Below are 18707 nucleotides of genomic sequence, written 5' to 3'. Positions count from 1 at the left end.
GTCCACACCGTGATCGATTTCGCACGGAACGTCCGGCTGTGGTTCGCCCCGCAAGAGGTCCGCGAGGACGGCCACACCCCTGATTACCGGTTCTCGCTGGCGAACGAGCGGACCTTCCTGGCCTGGCTGCGCACCGCCCTCGCACTGATCGGCGGCGGCTTCGCGGTGGACCAGTTCCTGCCGGACCTGCGCTGGGGCTGGCGCGTCGGCCTCGCCCTCGCCCTGCTCGCGGCCGGCGTCCTGTGCTCCCTGCGCGCGGTCAACCACTGGGTGCGCTGCGAGCGCGCCATGCGCCACGACGAGGACCTCCCGGTGTCCCGCTTCCCGGCCCTGCTGAGCGTGGTCGTCGCCGTCGTGGCCATCGTGATGGTCGTGGTCGTGCTGGCGGGGTGGGAGGGGTGAGCTCCGTCGAGGGTCCCGACAGGAGCGGTGCCGAGGCCCGTGATCCCGGGCTTCAGCCCGAACGGACCCGCCTCGCCTGGCGGCGTACGACACTGTCGGGCTCCGTCGTCGCCGTGCTCGCCGTGAAGACGGCACTGCACGGCGGCGCCTCCGCACCCGGAGTCGTCGCCTGTGCCGCGTGCTGCGGACTGTGGCTGGGCTTCCTGCTCGTCGCCCACCGTCGCATCAGGGTTCTCGCGGCCGGGGACGCTCCTCCGGTGCTCGTCCCGTTGCAGGCCACGACGGCGGTCCTGTGCACGGTGGCCATGGCGGTGTGCGGAGCGGTCCTGGTCTTCTAGCCCTCGGACTCTTCGTCTTCTAGCCCTCGGACTCTTCCGGAAGCCCCTCCTCGGCCTCCCAGTCCACCGTCACCACGATCTTCCCCCGCGTCCGGCCCTCCTGGTTCAGCCGGTACGCGTCCGCCGCCCGCTCCAGCGGGAACGTCTCCGACACGTGCACGGACACCACGCCCTGTTCCACCAGTTCGGTCAGCCGGGTCAGGTCCTCGGCGTCCGGGCGGACCCAGCAGTACCGGCCGCCGTAGCCGAGCACCTCGCCGTCGGCGATCGACGCCAGGCGGCCCTCGGGTGCCAGCAGGACGGCGGAGTCCTTGAGCGCCTCGCCGCCCACGGTGTCGAACACCGCGTCCACACCTTCCGGCGCCAGCCCGCGCACCCGCTCCACCAGCCCCTCCCCGTACGTCACGGGCTCACCGCCCAGTCCGCGCACGAAGTCGTGGTTGCCCTCGCTCGCCGTGCCGATCACCCGCGCGCCGAGGTGCCGGGCGAGCTGGACGGCGATCGAACCGACCCCGCCGGCCGCCGCGTGGATCAGGACGGTCTCGCCGCGTCTGACCTGGAGCGCCTTGAAGAGGACCTGGTACGCGGTGAGCCCGACCAGCGGCAGCCCGGCCGCCTCCTCGAAGGAGAGGTTGCGGGGCTTGCGGGCGAGCGTGCGCACCGGCGCGGCGACGTACTCGGCGAACGTGCCCCGGGAGAGGAAGTCCTCGCGGACGTAGCCGATGACCTCGTCGCCGACGGCGAACTCCGTGACGGAGACGCCGGGTTGGACCACGACACCGGAGACGTCCCAGCCGATGACGACCGGGAAGACGGCGTCGAGCATGCCGTCGAGGTATCCCTCGCGGCACTTCCAGTCGACCGGGTTGACGGCCGCCGCGCGCACCTTGACCAGCACCGCGTCCGGGCCGACCTTGGGCTCGCGGACCTCTCCGTACTCCAGGACCTCGGGTCCGCCGTACCGGCTGTAGCTGATGCCCTTCATGCCACCGACCCTCCGGGGTCCCCGGACGCCACGCAAGCGGGATGCGCCGGATGACCGGAAATGCGACGTTTGCATGGCAGCCTGTCCGTCGACATCACCCGGCACCCGGCACCAGCCCGCACGTCCGAATCACCCCGTACTCCGAAGGGGAGCACCATGACCACCCAGCACCTGGAACACACCTCCCACGCACACGTCCACGGACCGGACTGCGGACACGCCGAGGTGCCGCACGGGGACCACGTCGACTACGCGCACGACGGCCACCTGCACCGCGAGCACGCCGGCCACTACGACGAGTGCGAGGCCGACGCCCACGCGGCGCACGAGACGCACGAGCACCGGCACGGCGAGGGCTGCGGGCACGACAGCGTCCTGCACGGCGACCACGTCGACTACCTCCACGACGGCCACCGGCACGCCGCGCACGACGGGCACTGGGACGACCACTGACATCCAACATCCAACGTCCGACGTCTGACATCCGAGACCTGGCCTGGATTCACCCACCGACAGCTCCCCGCCGCACCCGGCGGGGAGCTGTCGGCCTATCGTGGCCCCGATCACGTTGGCCCCACACACTGGACGACATACCGACCGGTCGGCATCATGGGACTGGTCCAGTTCACGCGCCGGTAAGGAGCACCGATGAGTCCCGACCACCCGCCAGGTCTCGATCTCGACCGGTTGCGCGGACTGCTCGACCACGAGCGGCCCGGCCTGGTGCAGGGCCCCCTGTCCGGCCGGCTGATCGAGGGCGGCCGGTCGAACCTCACCTACGCGGTCTCGGACGGCACCTCGAAGTGGGTCGTCCGCCGGCCCCCACTCGGCCATGTGCTGGCCACCGCGCACGACATGAAGCGCGAGCACCGGGTGATCAGCGCGCTGCACCCGACGGACGTGCCGGTACCGCGTCCGGTGCTGCTGTGCGAGGACCCCGAGAACGAGGCGGTGCCCGGGGCGCCGTTCTACGTCATGGAGTTCGTGGCGGGCACCCCCTACCGCACGGCCGAGCAGCTCGCGCCGCTCGGTCCGGAGCGCACCCGGGGCGCGGTGCTGTCCCTGGTGGACACGCTCGTCGAGCTGCACGCGGTGGACCCCGCCGAGGTGGGCCTCGCGGACTTCGGCCGTCCGGAGGGCTTCCTGGACCGGCAACTGCGCCGCTGGGGCAAGCAGTTGGACGCGTCCCGCAACCGCGAGCTGGCCGGCATCGACGAGCTGCACGCGACGCTCGGGCGCCGGCTGCCCGACTCCCCCGCGCCGACGGTCGTGCACGGCGACTACCGCCTCGACAACGTCCTGATCGACGACGGCGACCGCATCACGGCGATCCTCGACTGGGAGATGTCGACGCTCGGCGACCCGCTCACCGACCTCGGTCTGCTGGTGATGTACAGCCTGCCGCTCGGCACGCCGGACTCGCCCGTCTCGACCACCGCCGAGGCCCCCGGGCACCCGGCCCCGGCCGAGCTGATCGAGCGGTACGCGCAGCGCTCCGGGCGGGACGTGTCGGCCGTCTCCTGGTACACCGCGTTCGCCTGGTTCAAGCTCGCCGTGATCCTGGAGGGCATCCACTTCCGCTACACCCAGGGCCAGACGGTCGGCCGCGGCTTCGACCGCATCGGCGACCTGGTCCCCGTCTTCATCGAGCACGGCCTGACCACCCTTCAGGAAGGCTGATCCGCCATGGACTTCGCGTTCGACGCGCGCACCGAGGAACTGCGCGCCAAGCTGCTCGCCTTCATGGACGAGTACGTCTACCCGGCCGAGCCGGTGGCCGAGGAGCAGCGGGCCGCGCTCGCGTCCCCGTGGGACACCCCTGTCGTGGTCGAGGAGTTGAAGGCCGAGGCCCGTCGCCAGGGCCTGTGGAACCTCTTCCTGCCCGACGCGGAGTACGGCGCGGGGCTGACCAACCTCCAGTACGCCCCGCTCGCCGAAATCACCGGCCGCTCCCCGCACTTGGCGCCGACCGCGCTGAACTGCGCGGCGCCGGACACCGGCAACATGGAGGTGCTGGCCCAGTTCGCCGACGACGCGCAGAAGAAGCAGTGGCTGGAGCCGCTGCTCGCCGGTGAGATCCGCTCGGCGTTCGCGATGACCGAGCCGGAGGTGGCCTCCTCGGACGCCACGAACATCACCACGCTGATCGAGCGAGCCCCCGATGGCGCAGACGACTACGTCATCACGGGCCGCAAGTGGTACATCTCCGGGGCGATGAACCCGGACTGCAAGATCTTCATCGTGATGGGCAAGACCGACCCGGACGGCGCGGACCCCCGCCGCCAGCAGTCCATGGTCCTGGTCCCGCGCGACACCCCGGGCGTCACGATCAAGCGCGCCATGCAGGTCTTCGGCTACGAGGACCACAGCCACGGCGGGCACGCCGAGGTCGTCTTCGACCACGCGCGCGTGCCGGTGTCCAACCTGATCGGCGAGGAGGGCGGCGGCTTCGCCATCGCCCAGGCCCGGCTCGGTCCCGGCCGGATCCACCACTGCATGCGGCTGATCGGCATGGCCGAGCGGGCGATCGAGCTGATGTGCCGCCGGGCCGTGGCCCGTACGGCGTTCGGCAAGGCGCTGGCCCAGCAGGGTGTGGTCCAGAACTGGATCGCGGACGCGCGCGTGGCCGTCGAGCAGTTGCGGCTGCTGGTCCTGAAGACCGCCTGGATGATGGACACCGTCGGCAACAGGGGCGCGCACACCGAGATCCAGGCCATCAAGATCGCCACGCCCCGTACGGTCGTCGAGATCCTCGACCGTGCGATCCAGTTGCACGGTGCGGGTGGTGTCAGCCAGGACTTCCCGCTCGCCGAGCTGTACGCGAGCGCCCGCACCCTGATGCTGGCGGACGGCCCGGACGAGGTGCACCAACGGTCGCTGGCGCGGCGGGAGTTGAAGCAGTACGTGTGACTCCGTGGGGTGGTGGGGGGTTTTCCTCGCCCCCGCCGCCCCTACCCGTCCCATCCTTCTGGGGCTCCGCCCCAGACCCCGCTCCTCAAACGCCGGAGGGGCTGGATTGTGCCGGCCTGGGCTTGAATCTTTTAGCCCGTCCGGCGTTTGAGGACGAGGCCGTTCAGGCCGAAGCGGGGGTCTGGGGGCGGCAGCCCCCAGAGATGGGACGGGTAGGGGCGGCGGGGGCGAAAAACACCCTCGGCGCTCAGGGGCGCAACGCCCGCAGCAGCAGGTCCGCCAGGTGGTCCGCGACCTCCTGCGCGCCCATCGGACCGTCGGGGCGGTACCAGGTGGACAGGTGGTGGACGGAGCCGAAGTGGTAGTCGACCACCAGGTCGGCCGGGGTCGCGGTGGAGAAGACACCCGCCGCCTGCCCCTCCTCCACCAGCGCGCGGAACCGCTCGTGGTAGCGCCGGCGCTCGGCCCGTACCTGCTTGTTCTTCTCAGGGCTGAGATGGTGCATGGAGCGGAAGAAGATCATCGCGTCGTCGAGGTTCTCGATGGTCGTGACCACGACGTCCGCCGCCGCACCCCGCAGCCGCTTCTCGATCGGCTCGTCCGCGTCCGCGAAGGCGTCGAGCCGCTCCTGCTGGACGCGCAGCACGCGCGCGTAGACCTCGTGCAGGAGGTCGTCCTTGGAGCCGAAGTAGTGGTACAACGCCCCTTTGGTGACGCCGGCCGCCTCGACGATCTCCTGCACGGAGGTGCGGTCGTAGCCCTGCTCGGCGAAGAGCCGGGTGGCGGCGGCCAGCAGCCGCTGCGGGACGGGCGTACCGTCGCCGTCCGTGGTTCTGGGCACTCTGCCGCCACCTGCCTTCCGAGCCTTGTGCTGTGTCTCAGTCTGCCTGTTTGCTGTTCTGCGCGCGGGAACGCAGTTCTCGACGGAGGATCTTGCCAGTCGCCGTCTTCGGCAGATCGGGCAGGATCTCGACCTGCCGCGGGTATTTGTAGGCGGCCAGTCTCTCCTTGCAGTACACCGCGAGCTCACCCGGGTCCGGGTCGGCGCCGGGGCGAAGGCTGATGTACGCCTTGACGGTCTCGCCGCGGTACCCGTCGGGCACCCCGACGACGGCCGCCTCGCGCACCGCCGGGTGCGTGTAGAGGACGTCCTCGACCTCGCGCGGCCAGACCTTGAAGCCGGACGCGTTGATCATGTCCTTCTTGCGGTCGACGACGTAGAGCCAGCCCTGCGGGTCCATGAACCCGATGTCGCCGGTGCGCAGTTCGCCGTCCGGGAACGTCTCGGCGGTCTCGTCCGGGCGCCGCCAGTAGCCGGGCACGACCTGCGGACCGCGCACGAGGATCTCGCCCTGCTCGCCGAAGGGCACCTCGGCGCCCTGCTCGTCGACGATCCGTACGACCGTGTCGGGGCCCGGGACCCCCACGGCCAGCGTCCCGGAGACCGGGTCGACGGGCGCCTCCAGCTGCGGCGGGACGGAGGCGCAGGGGGCGGTGCACTCGGTGAGCCCGTAGCCGTTGCGGATGTAGGGCCCGAAGCCGGCCCGGAACTTCTCCACCAGGGCGGGCGGCACCGGGGCGCCGCCGCTGGAGATGTTCGTGAAGGAGGCGAAGTGGTCCGGGGTGGCGGCCGGGTGGGCGCCCAGCGCCATGAAGGCGGTCGAGGGGCCGACCGTGTAGAGCGGCCGGTGTTCGGCGAACGCGTCGAGCACGACCCCCGGCTCGAAGCGGTAGGTCAGCGCGAGCGTGCCGACGCTGTTCAGACACGCGCCGAGCTGACAGACCATGCCGGTGATGTGGAACAGCGGCGCGAGCGCGTAGTAGACGGGCCCGTCGGGCAGGGCGAGCGCGGTCCGCTGCCGTTCGGCGTTGTACATGATGTTGCCGTGCGTGTTGGTGGCGCCCTTGGGGGCGCCGCTGGTGCCCGAGGTGTAGCTGATCAGCGCGGTGTCGGCGGGCGCCAGGTCGCGCGCGTCCGGCGCCGGGTGCCCGGCCCGCGCCACGGTGACGAGATCGTCGGCGTCGGCGGCCTGCGGCAGCCGTTCGAAGGTCAGCACGCGCGCGTCGTCACGCGTCTGGAAGTCCAGCTCGCACGCGGTCAGCGCGATCCGCACCGGCGAGTCGGCGACGGTCTCGCGCAGATACGACTCCCAGGCCCGGTCGGCGCAGATCAGTGCGGTGACCTCGCCGTCCCGCAGGACGTGGGTGACCTCCCCCGACTTGTACATCGGGTTGACCGGCACCACCACGGCCCCCGCCTTCCACGCGCCCAGCAGGGCGAGCACGAAGTGCGGGGAGTTCTGGAGCAGGATCGCCACCCGGTCGCCGCGCTCCAGACCGCGCTCGGCGAGGTACCCGGCGACCGAGTCGCTCAGCTCGTCGACCTCGCGGTAGGTGAGGCGGCCGTCGAAGTAGGCGAGGAAGTCCCGGTCGGGCGCCTCGGTCACGGCCCGGCGCAGGGCGTGCACCAGGGTGTCGAGCGGGGCGATCGGGGCGCGCTGGGCGTCGTTGAGCAGCGCCGTCCAGGGCTTGGCCGCGTACCCGGAGGCGGTCACCGCGTGGCCTCCCACTTCTGCTGGAGGTGGTTCATGTTGCTCAGCCAGCGGTCCGGCTCAGCGGCCCTGACCTGGTAGTACTGGGCGACCTCGGGGTGCGGCAGGATCAGGAAGCGGTCCTCCTCGATGCCCTTGATCAGCGCCGCGGCGACCTCCTCGGGCTCGATCGCCGTCGGCTGCAGCACCAGGTCGCCCGCGCTGCCGGTGGCCGCGAGCATGTCGGTGCGCACCCCCTGCGGGCAGATCGCGTGGACCTTGATCCCGCGGTGCCGGTACGTCAGCGACAGATACTCGGCGAAGGCGTACGCGCCGTGCTTGGTGACGCTGTAGGGCGCGGACCCGATCATGGTGAGCAGCCCGGCGGCCGACACGGTGGACACGAACCGTCCGCTGCCGCGCTCCAGCCAGGCCGGCAGCAGCTCGTGGGCGGCCCGGACGTGGGCCATGACGTTGACGTCCCAGGACGCGGCCCAGGCGTGCTCGTCGAGCCCCGTCTCGACGTTTCCGCCCTCGAAGCCGACACCGGCGTTGGCGCAGTAGACGTCGATGCTCCCGTCGAGCGCGTCGCGGGCCGCACCGACGATCGCGGAGGCGTCCCCCGGCACGGCGATGCCACCGATCTCCTCGGCGACGGCCTTCGCCCGCTCGCCGTCCAGATCGTTGACGACGACCCGGGCTCCTTCGGCGGCGAATCGTCGGGCGAGCGCGGCCCCGATGCCACCCCCGGCTCCCGTCACAACCACACCGGCACCCTGAACGGCTTCCACCATCGGTCTCCTCATGACTGCGGCTCGGCTGCGCGGCCAGACTAGATGACCGCGACTCTGTTGCGGGTCCATACTAACCGGTTGGTATGTCGCTGGAAGGGGCGGAGGAGCAGTCGCAATCGTCCGAACCGGAGGTGCTGTTCACCTTCTGCCCGCCACCCGTTCCTGAGAAGTGAACCCCTTGTTTGCCCGATTTCCTGTCCGGGCGACTCTCGGTTCCCTTTCGGGCAGCGTCGAGCATGAACTCTTCCCGTCCGGACGAGCACAGGAGAGCTGATGGCGGCGCAGCGTCCCTCGCACGAGCGGGAGCAGGACGGCGCCGGTGTCCGCCCGGCGCGGCTCGCGCCCCGCTCCCCCGCCGGCCGGCTTCCCGCCCCCGGACGGCTGGGGTCCGCCGACCCGACCGGCCTGCTCGCCCTGCAACGGCTCGCCGGGAACACCGCCGTCGGACAGACCCTCCAGCGGGAGCGCGCGGCGGACGACGGCGCACAGGAGACGGGTGAGACGGCCGTGCAGCGGTCGGTGCACAGCGTGCTGCGCGGTCCCGGGCAGCCGCTCGACCCCACGACCCGCACCGACATGGAGGCCCGCTTCGGGACGGACTTCTCCGACGTACGTCTGCACACCGACGGGGCGGCCAAGGAGTCCGCGGCGGGCCTCGGCGCCCGCGCCTACACCTCCGGCAGCCATGTCGTCATCGGCGAGGGCGGCGCGGACCGGCACACGCTCGCCCATGAGCTGACCCATGTCGTCCAGCAGCGCTCGGGCCCGGTCGCGGGCACCGACCGCGGCGACGGACTGCGGGTCTCCGACCCCGGCGACCGCTTCGAGCGCGAGGCCGAGCAGCAGGCCACGCGCGTCCTGGGCGCCGCCTCCCCCGCGGGCGGGGAGCACGCGCACGCCGAGCACGCCGGGCACTCCCACGCGGGGCACGCGCACGCGGGCGGGCCCGGAGCGGCGGTGCAGCGCATGCGGTCCAGCCGGGCCCCGGATCCGCTCCGGGCGACGGCGGACGAGCAGCTGGCACAGCGCGACCAGATCGACGACATCGTGGCGCTGTGGGTGCCGAACGAGGAGTTCGACGCCGAGGGGCAGCTCGTCCGGACCCCGGAACACGCCTACGCCGCCCAGCGCCAGGGATACGACACGGACGCACTGCGGGTCCCGCGTACCGCCTCGCTGCCCCGGGCGACGGCGAGCCGCCGGGGCGGCACTCTTCAGCAGAGCTGGGAGGTGGAGTACCAGACCTCGTTCTACGTCTACCGCGTCGAGATCATCAACACCGATGTCCGGCACAGTCCCACGCTGATCGACACCGCGCGGCGCTTCCGCATCGTCCGGATGACCCCCAAGGGGTCCGGCGGACGGTCGATGGGACGGACCTACCGCTTCGGGGACTACTGGGCCCCCAACCCGGCGTACGTGGGCGGCCAGGACCTCGACTCCCTGGCCCAGGCGCGAGGTCTGGGGCCGGACAACCGCGTCGACGGGAACACCCAGGGGCTGGTGCCGCTGCCGACCGATCCGAGCGAGCCGTTCGTCTTCTACACGCGCAACGTCGTCGACCCGAACTTCACCAACGCGGACGGGACGGCCAAGGACGAGCGCCGTTTCCTGAGCCGACGCGGCTTCGACGCACTCGCCGCCGGGGCCGAGGCGCAGGGCAGGACGCGCGCACAGACCAGGGTGTCCCGGCCGCCGACGGTGGACCGGGCGACCGCCGGGCGCCACACCGCGACGGCCATGGGCGGGTTCGCCGCGCACCAGATGATGCCGACGACCGGCCGGGGCGGCGCGAACGGGCGGCTCGCCTCGCACGAGTGGTGTCACCTCGTCGGCGACGGCGACAACGGCCCCACCGTGTTCCAGAACCTGGTGGTCGGCACCAACGCGGTCAACTCGGAACAGCTGGCCATGGAGACGGCGTTGCGGGACTTCCGGCAGCGCCTCCTGGGACTCGGCTACGCGATCCGGCTGAACGTCGAGGCGATCGTCGAGCGGACGGAGGCCGAGTCGCCGGGCATGCCGGGCGGCGCGTACAACAAGGCGGACTGGATCAGCTTCGCCATCGACGTCATCGAAGATCCCGGCCGGCGGGCCGGCGCCGGCGAGGTGAGCCGGGCACCCTCGGTCAGCGGGCCCGTGCACCGGCAGATCATGGACGCGCAGCGCGGCACGATCACCGAGTCCGAGTTCACCAGCCTCCACAACCAGGTGCGCAACAAACTGCGCTCCGTGCACGCCGAACTGAGGGAGGCTCAGGAGGCGGCACGCAGGCGGTCGCGACACGGCTCCCCCATGGCCGTCGACTACTAGCGGCGGCGCCCATACCGTGCACGCATGCGCCCCTCCAGACGAGCCCTCCTCGCAGCGACCACGGCAGCGGCACTCACCTCTTCGGCACCCCCGGCATCGGCGGCCCCGGCCCCGACGGCCCCGAACTCGACAGCCCCGGGCCGTCGGCCCCTCCGTACCGGCTTCGAGCGCCTGGCCGCGTCCGGCTACGCGCTGCTCGACGGCCGGCGGGTCGGCGTGGTCACCAACCCCACCGGCGTCACCCGGGACGTCCGGCACATCGTCGACGTCATGCACGCCGACGACCGCGTGGACCTGGTCGCCGTCTTCGGCCCCGAACACGGCTTCCGCGGCACCGCCCAGGCCGGCGGCTCCGAGGGCCGCTACGACGACCCCGCGACCGGACTCCCCGTCTACGACACGTATCTGAAGAGCGGTCAGCCCCTCGCCGACGTGTTCACCGCGTCCGGCGTCGACACGGTCGTCTTCGACATCCAGGACGTCGGCGCCCGCTTCTACACGTACATCTGGACGCTCTACGACTGCATGGAGGCCGCGCAGCTGGCCGGCAAGCGGTTCGTGGTGCTGGACCGGCCGAACCCGGTGTCCGGGCGGTCCGCCCAAGGGCCCGTGCTGCACCGGGAGTTCGCGACCTTCGTCGGGCGGCAGCCGATCTCGCAGGCGCACGGGATGACGGTGGCCGAGCTGGCGCGGCTGTTCAACGGGGAGTTCCTGACCGCGCCGGTGCCGCTGGAGACCGTGACGATGACGGGGTGGCGGCGGTCGGAGTTCTACGACGCCTGGTCACTGCCGTGGGTGCCGCCGAGTCCCAACATGCCGACGCCCGACACCGCCCTGGTGTACTCCGGGACGTGTCTGTTCGAGGGCACCAACCTCTCCGAGGGGCGCGGCACCACCCGTCCCTTCGAACTGCTGGGCGCGGAGGGTCTCGACGGGCGCTGGGCGGCCGCGGTGAACGAACTCGGCCTGCCCGGTGTGCGCTTCAGGGAGGCGTACTTCGCACCGACCTTCTCCAAGTTCCAGGGAAAGACCGTCGGAGGTGTGCAGATCCATGTGCACGACCGGGCCGCGTACGACCCCGTGCGCACCGGGATCGCGCTGCTGGTGACCGCCAAGAAGGCGTGGAGCGGCTTCGCTTGGCGCTCCGACAACTGGATCGACAAGCTCACCGGCTCCACGCACGTGCGCACGGCGATCGACGCCGGCGCGGGCACCGACGAGGTGGTGGGCGGCTGGCGCCGGGAGCTCGCCGCGTTCCGAAGGACACGGAAGGAATACCTTCTCTACGGATAGGTCCCGGTGTATGGCCATCCCTCCCCTGGAGCAGGACTATGTGCCCACATAGCACCACCACGGGGGACGAAGGGAACAGTCATGGCACAACCGACAACTGCCCAGACGGCGACGAGGGTGAGTCCGTACTGGGAGCTGACCTTCGACGCGGACGGGGACGTCGACGCGGCCGAGCGGGACCGGCTGCTCACCGAGGTGTCCCGGCGGGGCGTCAAGGACCTGGTCGTCTTCGCGCACGGCTGGAACAACGACCGCTCGACCGCGACCGCGCTCTACCACCAGTTCCTCGCGCCCTGCCGGGAGTTGGCGCCGAAGGCGAAGATCGGGTACGTGGGCGTGGTGTGGCCGTCGATGCGGTTCTGCGACGAGCCGATCCCGGACTTCCCCAAGTCCGTGGTGGCCACGGAGGCGGAGGCGGCACCGGGACCGGCGCTCGACAAGGACACCCGGCGCGCACTGCTGGAGGCGTTCCCCGGGCGGACCACGGTGGTCGAGCAGATCGCGCGGATGCTGGACGGGCGGCCCGGGCCCGAACTGGACGAGTTCGGGCGGCTGGTGCGGCTGCTGGTCGAGGCCGCACCGGACGGCCCGCAGCCGCTGTTCGCGGCGGACACGCTCGCGGAGGACGGCCCGCGCAGCGAGCCCGCGCTGCTGGCCGAGGACCCGGCGGCGCTCTGCGACGAGTTCGCGCAGGCGCTGACGACCCTTCAGCCGGGCGGTGAGCACGCCGGGTTCGCGCTGCCCAACCCCTGGGAGGGCGCGAAGGAGCTGCTGCGCCAGGGGACGTACTACGCGATGAAGCGGCGCGCGGGGACCGTCGGGGAGCGTGGACTGGGGCCGGTGATCGGGCAGTTGGCGAAGGCGGCGCCCAAGGTGCGGGTGCATCTGGTCGGGCACAGTTTCGGCGGCCGGCTGGTGTCGTTCGCGCTGCGCGGGCTGCCGGACGGGGTGCGCACGGTGAAGTCGGTGACGCTGCTCCAAGGCGCCTTCTCGCACTACGCGTTCGCCGCGCGGCTGCCGCAGGACCCGCACAAGGGCGGGGTGCTGCACGGCCGGCAGAACCGGATCGACGGGCCGCTGGTGTGCTGCTACTCCCGCTTCGACCAGGCGCTGAGCACGATGTATCCGCTGGCCTCGCGGGCGGCGCGCGAGAACAACGCGTTCGCGGGCGTCGACCTGGGGCGGACGCTCGGCCCCGAGTGGGGGGCGATGGGCCACGACGGGGTACAGGGCGTGCCGGGCACCCAACAGCTCGATCTCGCCGGGGCGTTGCGCGGACCGCTCGCCGCGTCGGGGTGCGTGAACGTCGACGCGGCGGCGGTCGTCCGGCGGGGTGGCCCGCCGGCCGGGGCGCACAGCGACATCGTGCACCCCGAACTGGTCCGGCTGGTCCTGGCGGCGGGGCGTATCGCGTGACCCCGCCGCCACTGGGCATCAGCGGTGCGAGGTGTACTCCACGACCTGCTGGAAGGTGGGCCGGTTCTGCCAGCTGATGTTGTAGTGCTTGATGCCGCCCAGGGTGCGCTGGACGATCGAGTCGGCGCACCACTGGTCGCCCGCCGCGCACAGCGAGTCGCCCGGGTAGACGGTGGAGGCGCTGGTGCCGGCCGCCGTCTTCAGGGTGCTGATGAGGATGTCCCGGCAGGCGCTGAGGCTGCCCCCGCCGCAGTACTGCTTCGCCAGCGGCCCGGACACGCTCTGCCCGAGCACCGACCGGATGTCCTTGTCGACGTAGCTCCACCAGCCGTACTGGAAGGAGCTGCCGGCGTGCGATCCGGTCGGGCCGTGGGCGGCCGACGGGGTCTCGTCGATGTAGAGGTTGTTGGTGAAGGCGGTGTACAGGTCGGTGCCGAGGCCGGGCTGGAACTCGGCCTTCACCAGCAGCGGCCACCAGGCGTCCAGGATCCGGACGGCGTCGGCGTTGGCGTACGTCTTGGAGCCCGCCGAGGTCTCGGTGCGTTTGCCGCCCGCCGTGAGCCAGGTCTGGAGCTTGGTGACGGCGGCGGCCGCCGTGGTGTCGGTGACCGTACTGCTGTTGATCACCTTCAGCAGGTCCGGCAGCACGTCCTCGGCGCGCAGGTCGGTGAGCGCCGCGTCGGCCATCGCCTTCACCAGCGACGTCCGGGTCACCCCGCCCGCCGCGACCAGCTTCTTCACCCGGTCGTTGAGCAGGTCGCCGCGGTGCACCGAGCCGTCGCCCCAGCTCGCGGTCGTGTAGTTGAGGGCCTGTTTGTTGTTCCAGGAGATGTAGTAGTCCTGGTCGATGGAGTTGGGGTGCGCGGAGGCGGGTGTGTAGTCCGAGGTGTTGGTGGTCGGGTTCCAGTTCTGCCACTCGTTGGCCGACTGCGCCCAGACCGGGAACTCGGCGTCGACGCCGCTGGGCCGCACCGGGTTGTTGCCGCTGTTGTAGTACGCGGTGTGCTGGGAGTCGGCGTAGAACCAGTTGAAGGTGTAGTTGATGTGCTGCGCCGCGCTCTGGAAGGTCTGCGGACTCTTCACGTAGTCCGGGTCGTTGAGCATCTGGAAGCCGATGATCGAGTCGGCCTCGTGCATGTAGGAGGAGCGCAGGGTGGTGTAGGCGACCTTCTTGCCGCCGACGGTCGCTCTGTACTCCACGGGCCCGTACTTCGTTTTCCAGACTCTCATCGTGTACGAGCCGGCCGCCGTGCCGTCGGCCGTGGTCGGCTTCCAGGCGTTCTTCTGCTCGATCTTGTCCATGGCCGTGCAGGTGCCGTGGAAGAGGTAGTGGTAGTCGTCCTGGCACAGTTCGACCGCGTAGGTGTCGATGATGTCCTGGCCGGAGGTGGTCGCGGACCACGAGTAGTCCTGGCCGCGGCCGAGTTCGACGTACATGCTCAGACCCGCGAAGGAGGCGCCGCGGGCGCTGATGCCCGGGCCCTGGATCTCCTGGAGCATGAGCAGCTGGGGTGCGAAGTAGCCGGTCTGCGGGCCGAAGACGGCGACCGGATGGCCGCTGGCGGTGTGACTGCCGCTGACGACAAGGGCGTTGGACATGCCGCGTTTCGCCGAGCTGAGGGCGGTCGCGGTCGCCGCGGCGGAGGCGGCGTCGGCGCTCTGGTTCGCCCCGGTGCCGGTGGCGTCGTAGATCAGCGGTTCCGTGGTCACCGAGCCGGCGTCGGGCAGGGCCTGGCCCTGGGCGGTGGCGGGCTTGGTGCCGTACGGGAAGCTCGAACCGTCGTGGATGGTGAGCGCGGCCTCGGGGTCGTTGCGCTCGCGGAAGGACTCCCAGACCTTGGTGCCCTCCTCCACGCCGTACTGGGACTGGGCGGCGAGCAGCGAGAGCGCGTTGTTGACCTCGCCGCCACCGCCGGAGCCGAACAGCGAGCCGATCACGGAGGCCAGCGCGACCAGGTCGGTGAGCTTGAAGTGGTCGATGGTGCCGGCATTGGTGATCGAGTCCTTGTGCCCGGTCAGCACGTACTCGCCGGGGAAGTACCGGCCGCTGTCGGAGGCGTCGATGTAGGAGTTGATGCCGGCGATATAGGCGTTGGCGTCGTCGAGGGCCTGTTGGCCGCGGGCTCCGTTGTTCGCGATGACGCTGTCGATCTGCGCCTGGAGGTCTGCCTCGGAGTACGGGGCGTTGCGGTAGAACTCCTGTTCAAGGCCCTGGTTGGAGGCCACACCGCCCGCGAAGGTGGTGAGCTGGCCGCGGCCCACGTGCCGGAAGACGTCCATCAGCCACAGCCGGTCCTGGGCCGCCGCATAGCCGGCACCGAACTCCGTGCCGTATCTGGTGGTACCGGTGATGTGCGGAACGCCCGTCTTCTTGTCGCGGACGATCGTCACGTCGGTACGGCCCGCGGGACTCAGGGTGGAGGCGACTTGATCGGACGCGACACCGAAGGACGCGTCGTTGAAGAAGGTGTTGATCTTCGCGTCGGTGAGGGTGGAGTACCCGGAGGCCAGGTTGGCGTAGGGCCCGAGCTGGTCCTCGGCGTGGTCGGGCTGGATGCCGAAGGCCTGGTTGAGAAGGACCTGCGCGAGCGTGGCGTTGCCGTTCTCGCCCGGCGGCAGGATGTCGGAGCACTGGCCGCCGCAGTAGTCGTTGGCGGCGGCCGCCGCGGTCGGGCCGGCCGTGTCGGCGGCTTCGGCCGCCACTTGGGAAAGCGGGGACAAAAGTCCGGCAATCAGGGCGCATACGGCAGTGGTCTTCAGGAACCAAGGGAATCTGCGGGGAGTTCTCAGTCTGTCGAGCACGTTGGGTCCGGTACGCCGTGGCATGGCAGCTCCTACCGACAGGGGGGTGAGCCGGGACGTTACCGCCGGTATCCCCGGGATAGAAGATGAACATGCGTCAAGTTTTGGTTGGCGAGCCTGCTTATGGAGGTCATCGGAAATCGGATGGAGCCAAATCGCGTGTCGATACGTCTACTCGGCGACGTCCGTACGACGACGCCGAAGTGACCGAAGTACAGGTGCAGGTGTGACGGAGGTGCAGGGCGATGGCAGGTTTCCGGAGTCTGGCGAGACAGGTCCGCGATCCGCGGAGCGATCTCGCACTGCGGCGCTACTCACTGCGCAAGTGCCTTGAGCGGTTCGCTCCGTACGGGCACAGGGCGACCTGGGACCATTTGTGCTCCCGGGCGGGGTTCGGCCCCGAGGACCGCTCCCCCGACCCGGTGCGGCTCGTGGCCGCACTGGACGAACTGGAAGAGGCGCGTTCGGTCTGGCTGGCCTACGAGGGCGACTTCGCCGAGCGGCGCCGCAAGGAGAAGCACGACGGACTGCGCAGTCCCGGAACCATCGACGACTGGCACCGACTGACCTGGGGAGGTTTCGGTGTCGCGTGGTGCGACGACCCGCGGGTCCACCCCCGTGAGCCGCTGGCCGAAGTACTGCGCCGACTGATCTCCGCACTGGAACACGACCCGGGCTCCGGCTGCCCGGCGTGCGGCGGAGCACGTCTGACCTGGAAGTACGACCTGGACCACGAGCCCTCCACCGGTCCGGTCTGCACGCACTGCGGAATCCTCGTACCACGGCCCGTGCTCACAGCCGAGGCCCTGGCGGACGCAAGGCGCGGAAGGCTGCTGCTCGTCTCGGCCTGAGTCGGACGGGGGTGCGCCGGGGATGCCGCGCCCCCGAAACAGTCGAACACCCGGTCCCGCACCGGTGTGAACCATGACCGTCCCGCTACCGAGTGCCGCCACATGTCTTGTCAGTGGTGGCTGGCACCATCGAGCCATGGTGCAGGTGTGTCTGAACGGGCCCCGGGAAGCGGCCGACGGAGCCGCGGTGCCGGTGTCGCCGGAGGCGATGGGTGAGGCGGCGGAGGCGGCCGTCGTGGTCGGCGCGACGGACGTCCATGTCCACCCCAAGACCCCGTGCGGCGGCGACTCCCTGTCGCCCAAGGTGCTCGCGCCCACGCTGGCGGCGATCCGGCGACGGGTGTCGGTGCCGGTCGGTGTGACCACGGGCGCCTGGGCGGAACCGGACCCGGCGGCTCGGCTTGCCCGTGTACGGAGTTGGGCCGCCCTGCCCGACCTGCCCGACCACGCCTCGGTGAACTGGCACGAGGAGGGCGCGGAGGAGATCGCCGCCGCGCTGCTCGGCCTCGGCGTGGGCGTCGAGGCCGGCATCTGGTCCGGCACGGACGGGGCGGCCCGGTTCGCGGCCTCACCGCTCGGCCCGAAGGTGCTGCGCGTGCTCGCCGAGGTGACGGACACCGACGCGAGTACGGCGCGGGCGTCGGCGCGCGCTCTGCTGGCCGCCCTCGGTCCCGCGCACGGCCGCCCGGTGCTGCTGCACGGCGAGGACGGCGGCGCCTGGCCGGTGCTGCGACTGGCGGGGCGTCTCGGCCTCGCGACCCGGATCGGCCTGGAGGACACGCTGGTCCTGCCGGACGGGCAACGGGCGCGGTCCAACGCGGAGTTGGTGGCGGCGGGGCTGGTCGAGTACGGCGCCGGGTGATGGTCGCGACCGCGAAGGAGGCCGGCGGCAGCGCTCCGTGCGAGCGGGGGCAGACCTCCGTACACGCAGGGCTCAACGGCAGCTCTTCGGCTCCTGCTTCTCTTCCTCCGTCGGCTGTCGCGCACCCGTCCTCCGCGTCCCCCGGCGCTCCACCAGCAGCCGGGACCCGTTCCCGCGTTCGCCCACCACGTCGTCCGGGTTGGACAGGACACAGGTGTCGAGGGAGAGGCAGCCGCAGGCGATGCAGTCGGTGAGGTGGTCGCGCAGGCGGCCGAGCTGACTGATGCGCTCGTCGAGTTCGGAGCGCCAGGCCTCGGAGAGACGGGCCCAGTCCTCACGGGTGGGCGTGCGCTCCTCCGGGAGTTCGGCGAGCGCCTCGCGGATCGTGGCGAGCGGGATGCCGACCCGCTGGGCGGCCCGTACGAAGGCGACCCGGCGCAGCGCGTCACGTTGGTAGCGGCGCTGGTTGCCCGTGGTGCGGCGGCTGGTGATCAGGCCCTTGGACTCGTAGAAGTGCAGGGCGGAGACGGCGGCACCGCTGCGCGCGGCGAGTTGACCGACCGTGAGCTCGTGGATCTTCTCGGGAATCTGGGGCACCCCTCGAACCCTACCCACCCGTCCGGCGCCCGGTCCGTTGACATTGCCTCCCGACCCGACCATGCTAAGCAGTTGCTTAGACGTGGGAACACAGCTTGGGACACAGCTTCAGGCACATGGGAGGCCGGGACATGGCAGAGCCGAGGATCTTCGCGTCCGTCGACGAGCTGAAGGCGGCGGTGGACGAGCAGTTGGGGTACACCGACTGGCTGGAGGTCGACCAGAAGCGGATCGATCTGTTCGCGGACGCGACCGGCGACCACCAGTGGATCCACGTGGACCCGGAGAAGGCGGCGGCCGGGCCCTTCGGGACCACCATCGCGCACGGCTATCTGACCCTGTCCCTGCTGCCCCTCTTCGGCCCGCAGCTGATCAAGGTCGAGAACGTCAAGATGGGCGTCAACTACGGCACCAACAAGGTCCGTTTCCCCGCCCCGGTCCCCGTCGGCTCCCGCGTGCGGGCCACCGCGCGGATCACCGGCGTCGACGACGTGGCCGGCGGTGTCCAGGTCTCCGTCGCCTTCACCGTGGAGCGCGAGGGCGGCGACAAGCCGGTGTGCGTGGCGGAGTCGGTCTCCCGGTACTACCTGTAGGCGCTCGTACGGCCTGTGGG

Annotated in this window: 17 protein-coding genes; 11 read left to right on the top strand and 6 right to left on the bottom strand. The window is 71.1% G+C overall.

What is annotated here, in order from left to right; all coding sequences use genetic code 11:
• Nucleotides 1-9 precede the first annotated feature (9 nt).
• On the top strand, nt 10-402 hold the full coding sequence (locus ACIP6U_RS39655) for a YidH family protein (RefSeq protein WP_401727586.1): 393 nt from the start codon (nt 10-12) through the stop codon (nt 400-402).
• Entirely contained in the window at nt 399-740 is a 342-nt protein-coding gene (locus ACIP6U_RS39650; RefSeq protein WP_401727585.1) for a DUF202 domain-containing protein, read from the top strand. The genes ACIP6U_RS39655 and ACIP6U_RS39650 overlap by 4 nt, the downstream gene beginning before the upstream one ends.
• Before the next feature lie 19 nt (nt 741-759).
• Here the strand turns inward: ACIP6U_RS39650 and ACIP6U_RS39645 are convergent, their stop codons facing one another.
• Nucleotides 760-1725 carry an NADP-dependent oxidoreductase gene (locus ACIP6U_RS39645; RefSeq protein ID WP_401727584.1) on the bottom strand — a complete coding sequence of 322 codons (966 nt, stop codon included), beginning with the start codon at nt 1723-1725 and terminating at the stop codon, nt 760-762.
• 156 nt (nt 1726-1881) lie between these two features.
• On the opposite strand from ACIP6U_RS39645, the gene ACIP6U_RS39640 reads away from it, so the two are divergent.
• The 3 genes from ACIP6U_RS39640 to ACIP6U_RS39630 all read left to right on the top strand — a co-directional run bounded on the left by ACIP6U_RS39640 (nt 1882) and on the right by ACIP6U_RS39630 (nt 4635).
• Nucleotides 1882-2178, top strand: a complete 297-nt coding sequence (locus ACIP6U_RS39640; protein ID WP_401727583.1) for a hypothetical protein — start codon at nt 1882-1884, stop codon at nt 2176-2178.
• Between the two features lie 195 nt (nt 2179-2373).
• Nucleotides 2374-3405: a phosphotransferase family protein gene (locus ACIP6U_RS39635; protein WP_401727582.1), complete on the top strand. Its 1032-nt coding sequence runs from the start codon at nt 2374-2376 to the stop codon at nt 3403-3405.
• 6 nt (nt 3406-3411) lie between these two features.
• Nucleotides 3412-4635, top strand: a complete 1224-nt coding sequence (locus ACIP6U_RS39630) for an acyl-CoA dehydrogenase family protein (protein WP_401727581.1) — start codon at nt 3412-3414, stop codon at nt 4633-4635.
• Between the two features lie 247 nt (nt 4636-4882).
• On the opposite strand, the gene ACIP6U_RS39625 is transcribed toward ACIP6U_RS39630, so the two are convergent.
• The 3 genes from ACIP6U_RS39625 to ACIP6U_RS39615 are packed head-to-tail and all read right to left on the bottom strand — an operon-like array spanning nt 4883 to nt 7960.
• Nucleotides 4883-5476 (bottom strand): TetR/AcrR family transcriptional regulator, encoded by a 594-nt coding sequence (locus ACIP6U_RS39625; RefSeq protein ID WP_401727580.1) that lies wholly within the window; start codon nt 5474-5476, stop codon nt 4883-4885.
• Between the two features lie 37 nt (nt 5477-5513).
• The gene (locus ACIP6U_RS39620; RefSeq protein ID WP_401727579.1) at nt 5514-7190 is read right to left on the bottom strand and encodes a class I adenylate-forming enzyme family protein; all 1677 of its coding nucleotides are present in this window, start codon (nt 7188-7190) and stop codon (nt 5514-5516) included.
• Complete coding sequence (locus ACIP6U_RS39615; RefSeq protein WP_401727578.1) at nt 7187-7960, bottom strand: SDR family oxidoreductase; 774 nt, start codon at nt 7958-7960, stop codon at nt 7187-7189. Before ACIP6U_RS39615 ends, ACIP6U_RS39620 begins: the two co-directional genes overlap by 4 nt.
• Before the next feature lie 273 nt (nt 7961-8233).
• Between ACIP6U_RS39615 and ACIP6U_RS39610 the strand changes: the two genes are divergently transcribed.
• From ACIP6U_RS39610 to ACIP6U_RS39600, 3 genes are all read left to right on the top strand, one after another.
• The gene (locus ACIP6U_RS39610) at nt 8234-10273 is read left to right on the top strand and encodes a DUF4157 domain-containing protein (protein WP_401727577.1); all 2040 of its coding nucleotides are present in this window, start codon (nt 8234-8236) and stop codon (nt 10271-10273) included.
• A 24-nt stretch (nt 10274-10297) separates the two neighbouring features.
• On the top strand, nt 10298-11566 hold the full coding sequence (locus ACIP6U_RS39605) for an exo-beta-N-acetylmuramidase NamZ domain-containing protein (RefSeq protein WP_401727576.1): 1269 nt from the start codon (nt 10298-10300) through the stop codon (nt 11564-11566).
• 81 nt (nt 11567-11647) lie between these two features.
• Nucleotides 11648-12982 carry a serine-threonine protein kinase gene (locus ACIP6U_RS39600; protein ID WP_401727575.1) on the top strand — a complete coding sequence of 445 codons (1335 nt, stop codon included), beginning with the start codon at nt 11648-11650 and terminating at the stop codon, nt 12980-12982.
• A gap of 18 nt (nt 12983-13000) precedes the next feature.
• Here the strand turns inward: ACIP6U_RS39600 and ACIP6U_RS39595 are convergent, their stop codons facing one another.
• On the bottom strand, nt 13001-15808 hold the full coding sequence (locus ACIP6U_RS39595) for a penicillin acylase family protein (RefSeq protein ID WP_401727574.1): 2808 nt from the start codon (nt 15806-15808) through the stop codon (nt 13001-13003).
• A gap of 221 nt (nt 15809-16029) precedes the next feature.
• On the opposite strand from ACIP6U_RS39595, the gene ACIP6U_RS39590 reads away from it, so the two are divergent.
• Nucleotides 16030-16635 (top strand): hypothetical protein, encoded by a 606-nt coding sequence (locus tag ACIP6U_RS39590; protein ID WP_401727573.1) that lies wholly within the window; start codon nt 16030-16032, stop codon nt 16633-16635.
• Between the two features lie 136 nt (nt 16636-16771).
• Nucleotides 16772-17497 carry a 3-keto-5-aminohexanoate cleavage protein gene (locus ACIP6U_RS39585; RefSeq protein ID WP_401727572.1) on the top strand — a complete coding sequence of 242 codons (726 nt, stop codon included), beginning with the start codon at nt 16772-16774 and terminating at the stop codon, nt 17495-17497.
• Nucleotides 17498-17569: 72 nt separating this feature from the next.
• On the opposite strand, the gene soxR is transcribed toward ACIP6U_RS39585, so the two are convergent.
• Nucleotides 17570-18094, bottom strand: a complete 525-nt coding sequence (soxR, locus tag ACIP6U_RS39580) for a redox-sensitive transcriptional activator SoxR (RefSeq protein WP_401727571.1) — start codon at nt 18092-18094, stop codon at nt 17570-17572.
• Nucleotides 18095-18225: 131 nt separating this feature from the next.
• Between soxR and ACIP6U_RS39575 the strand changes: the two genes are divergently transcribed.
• Nucleotides 18226-18687, top strand: a complete 462-nt coding sequence (locus tag ACIP6U_RS39575; protein ID WP_401727570.1) for a MaoC family dehydratase — start codon at nt 18226-18228, stop codon at nt 18685-18687.
• Nucleotides 18688-18707 lie beyond the last annotated feature (20 nt).

The sequence above is a fragment of the Streptomyces sp. NPDC088794 genome (assembly GCF_044750545.1).
Lineage (GTDB): Bacteria > Actinomycetota > Actinomycetes > Streptomycetales > Streptomycetaceae > Streptomyces.
Note: the sequence above shows the minus strand (reverse complement) of the source record. Positions and strands in the feature narration are given on the sequence as shown.

What these genes read in the sequence shown, in the direction of transcription:
- ACIP6U_RS39630 (WP_401727581.1), top strand. Translation starts at nt 3,412, where the DNA reads ATGGACTTCGCGTTCGACGCGCGCACCGAGGAACTGCGCGCCAAGCTG.
- ACIP6U_RS39600 (WP_401727575.1), top strand. Translation starts at nt 11,648, where the DNA reads ATGGCACAACCGACAACTGCCCAGACGGCGACGAGGGTGAGTCCGTAC.
- ACIP6U_RS39595 (WP_401727574.1), bottom strand. Translation starts at nt 15,808, where the DNA reads ATGCCACGGCGTACCGGACCCAACGTGCTCGACAGACTGAGAACTCCC.
- ACIP6U_RS39605 (WP_401727576.1), top strand. Translation starts at nt 10,298, where the DNA reads ATGCGCCCCTCCAGACGAGCCCTCCTCGCAGCGACCACGGCAGCGGCA.
- ACIP6U_RS39590 (WP_401727573.1), top strand. Translation starts at nt 16,030, where the DNA reads ATGGCAGGTTTCCGGAGTCTGGCGAGACAGGTCCGCGATCCGCGGAGC.
- ACIP6U_RS39610 (WP_401727577.1), top strand. Translation starts at nt 8,234, where the DNA reads ATGGCGGCGCAGCGTCCCTCGCACGAGCGGGAGCAGGACGGCGCCGGT.
- ACIP6U_RS39635 (WP_401727582.1), top strand. Translation starts at nt 2,374, where the DNA reads ATGAGTCCCGACCACCCGCCAGGTCTCGATCTCGACCGGTTGCGCGGA.
- ACIP6U_RS39575 (WP_401727570.1), top strand. Translation starts at nt 18,226, where the DNA reads ATGGCAGAGCCGAGGATCTTCGCGTCCGTCGACGAGCTGAAGGCGGCG.
- ACIP6U_RS39640 (WP_401727583.1), top strand. Translation starts at nt 1,882, where the DNA reads ATGACCACCCAGCACCTGGAACACACCTCCCACGCACACGTCCACGGA.
- ACIP6U_RS39585 (WP_401727572.1), top strand. Translation starts at nt 16,772, where the DNA reads ATGGTGCAGGTGTGTCTGAACGGGCCCCGGGAAGCGGCCGACGGAGCC.
- ACIP6U_RS39615 (WP_401727578.1), bottom strand. Translation starts at nt 7,960, where the DNA reads ATGGTGGAAGCCGTTCAGGGTGCCGGTGTGGTTGTGACGGGAGCCGGG.
- ACIP6U_RS39645 (WP_401727584.1), bottom strand. Translation starts at nt 1,725, where the DNA reads ATGAAGGGCATCAGCTACAGCCGGTACGGCGGACCCGAGGTCCTGGAG.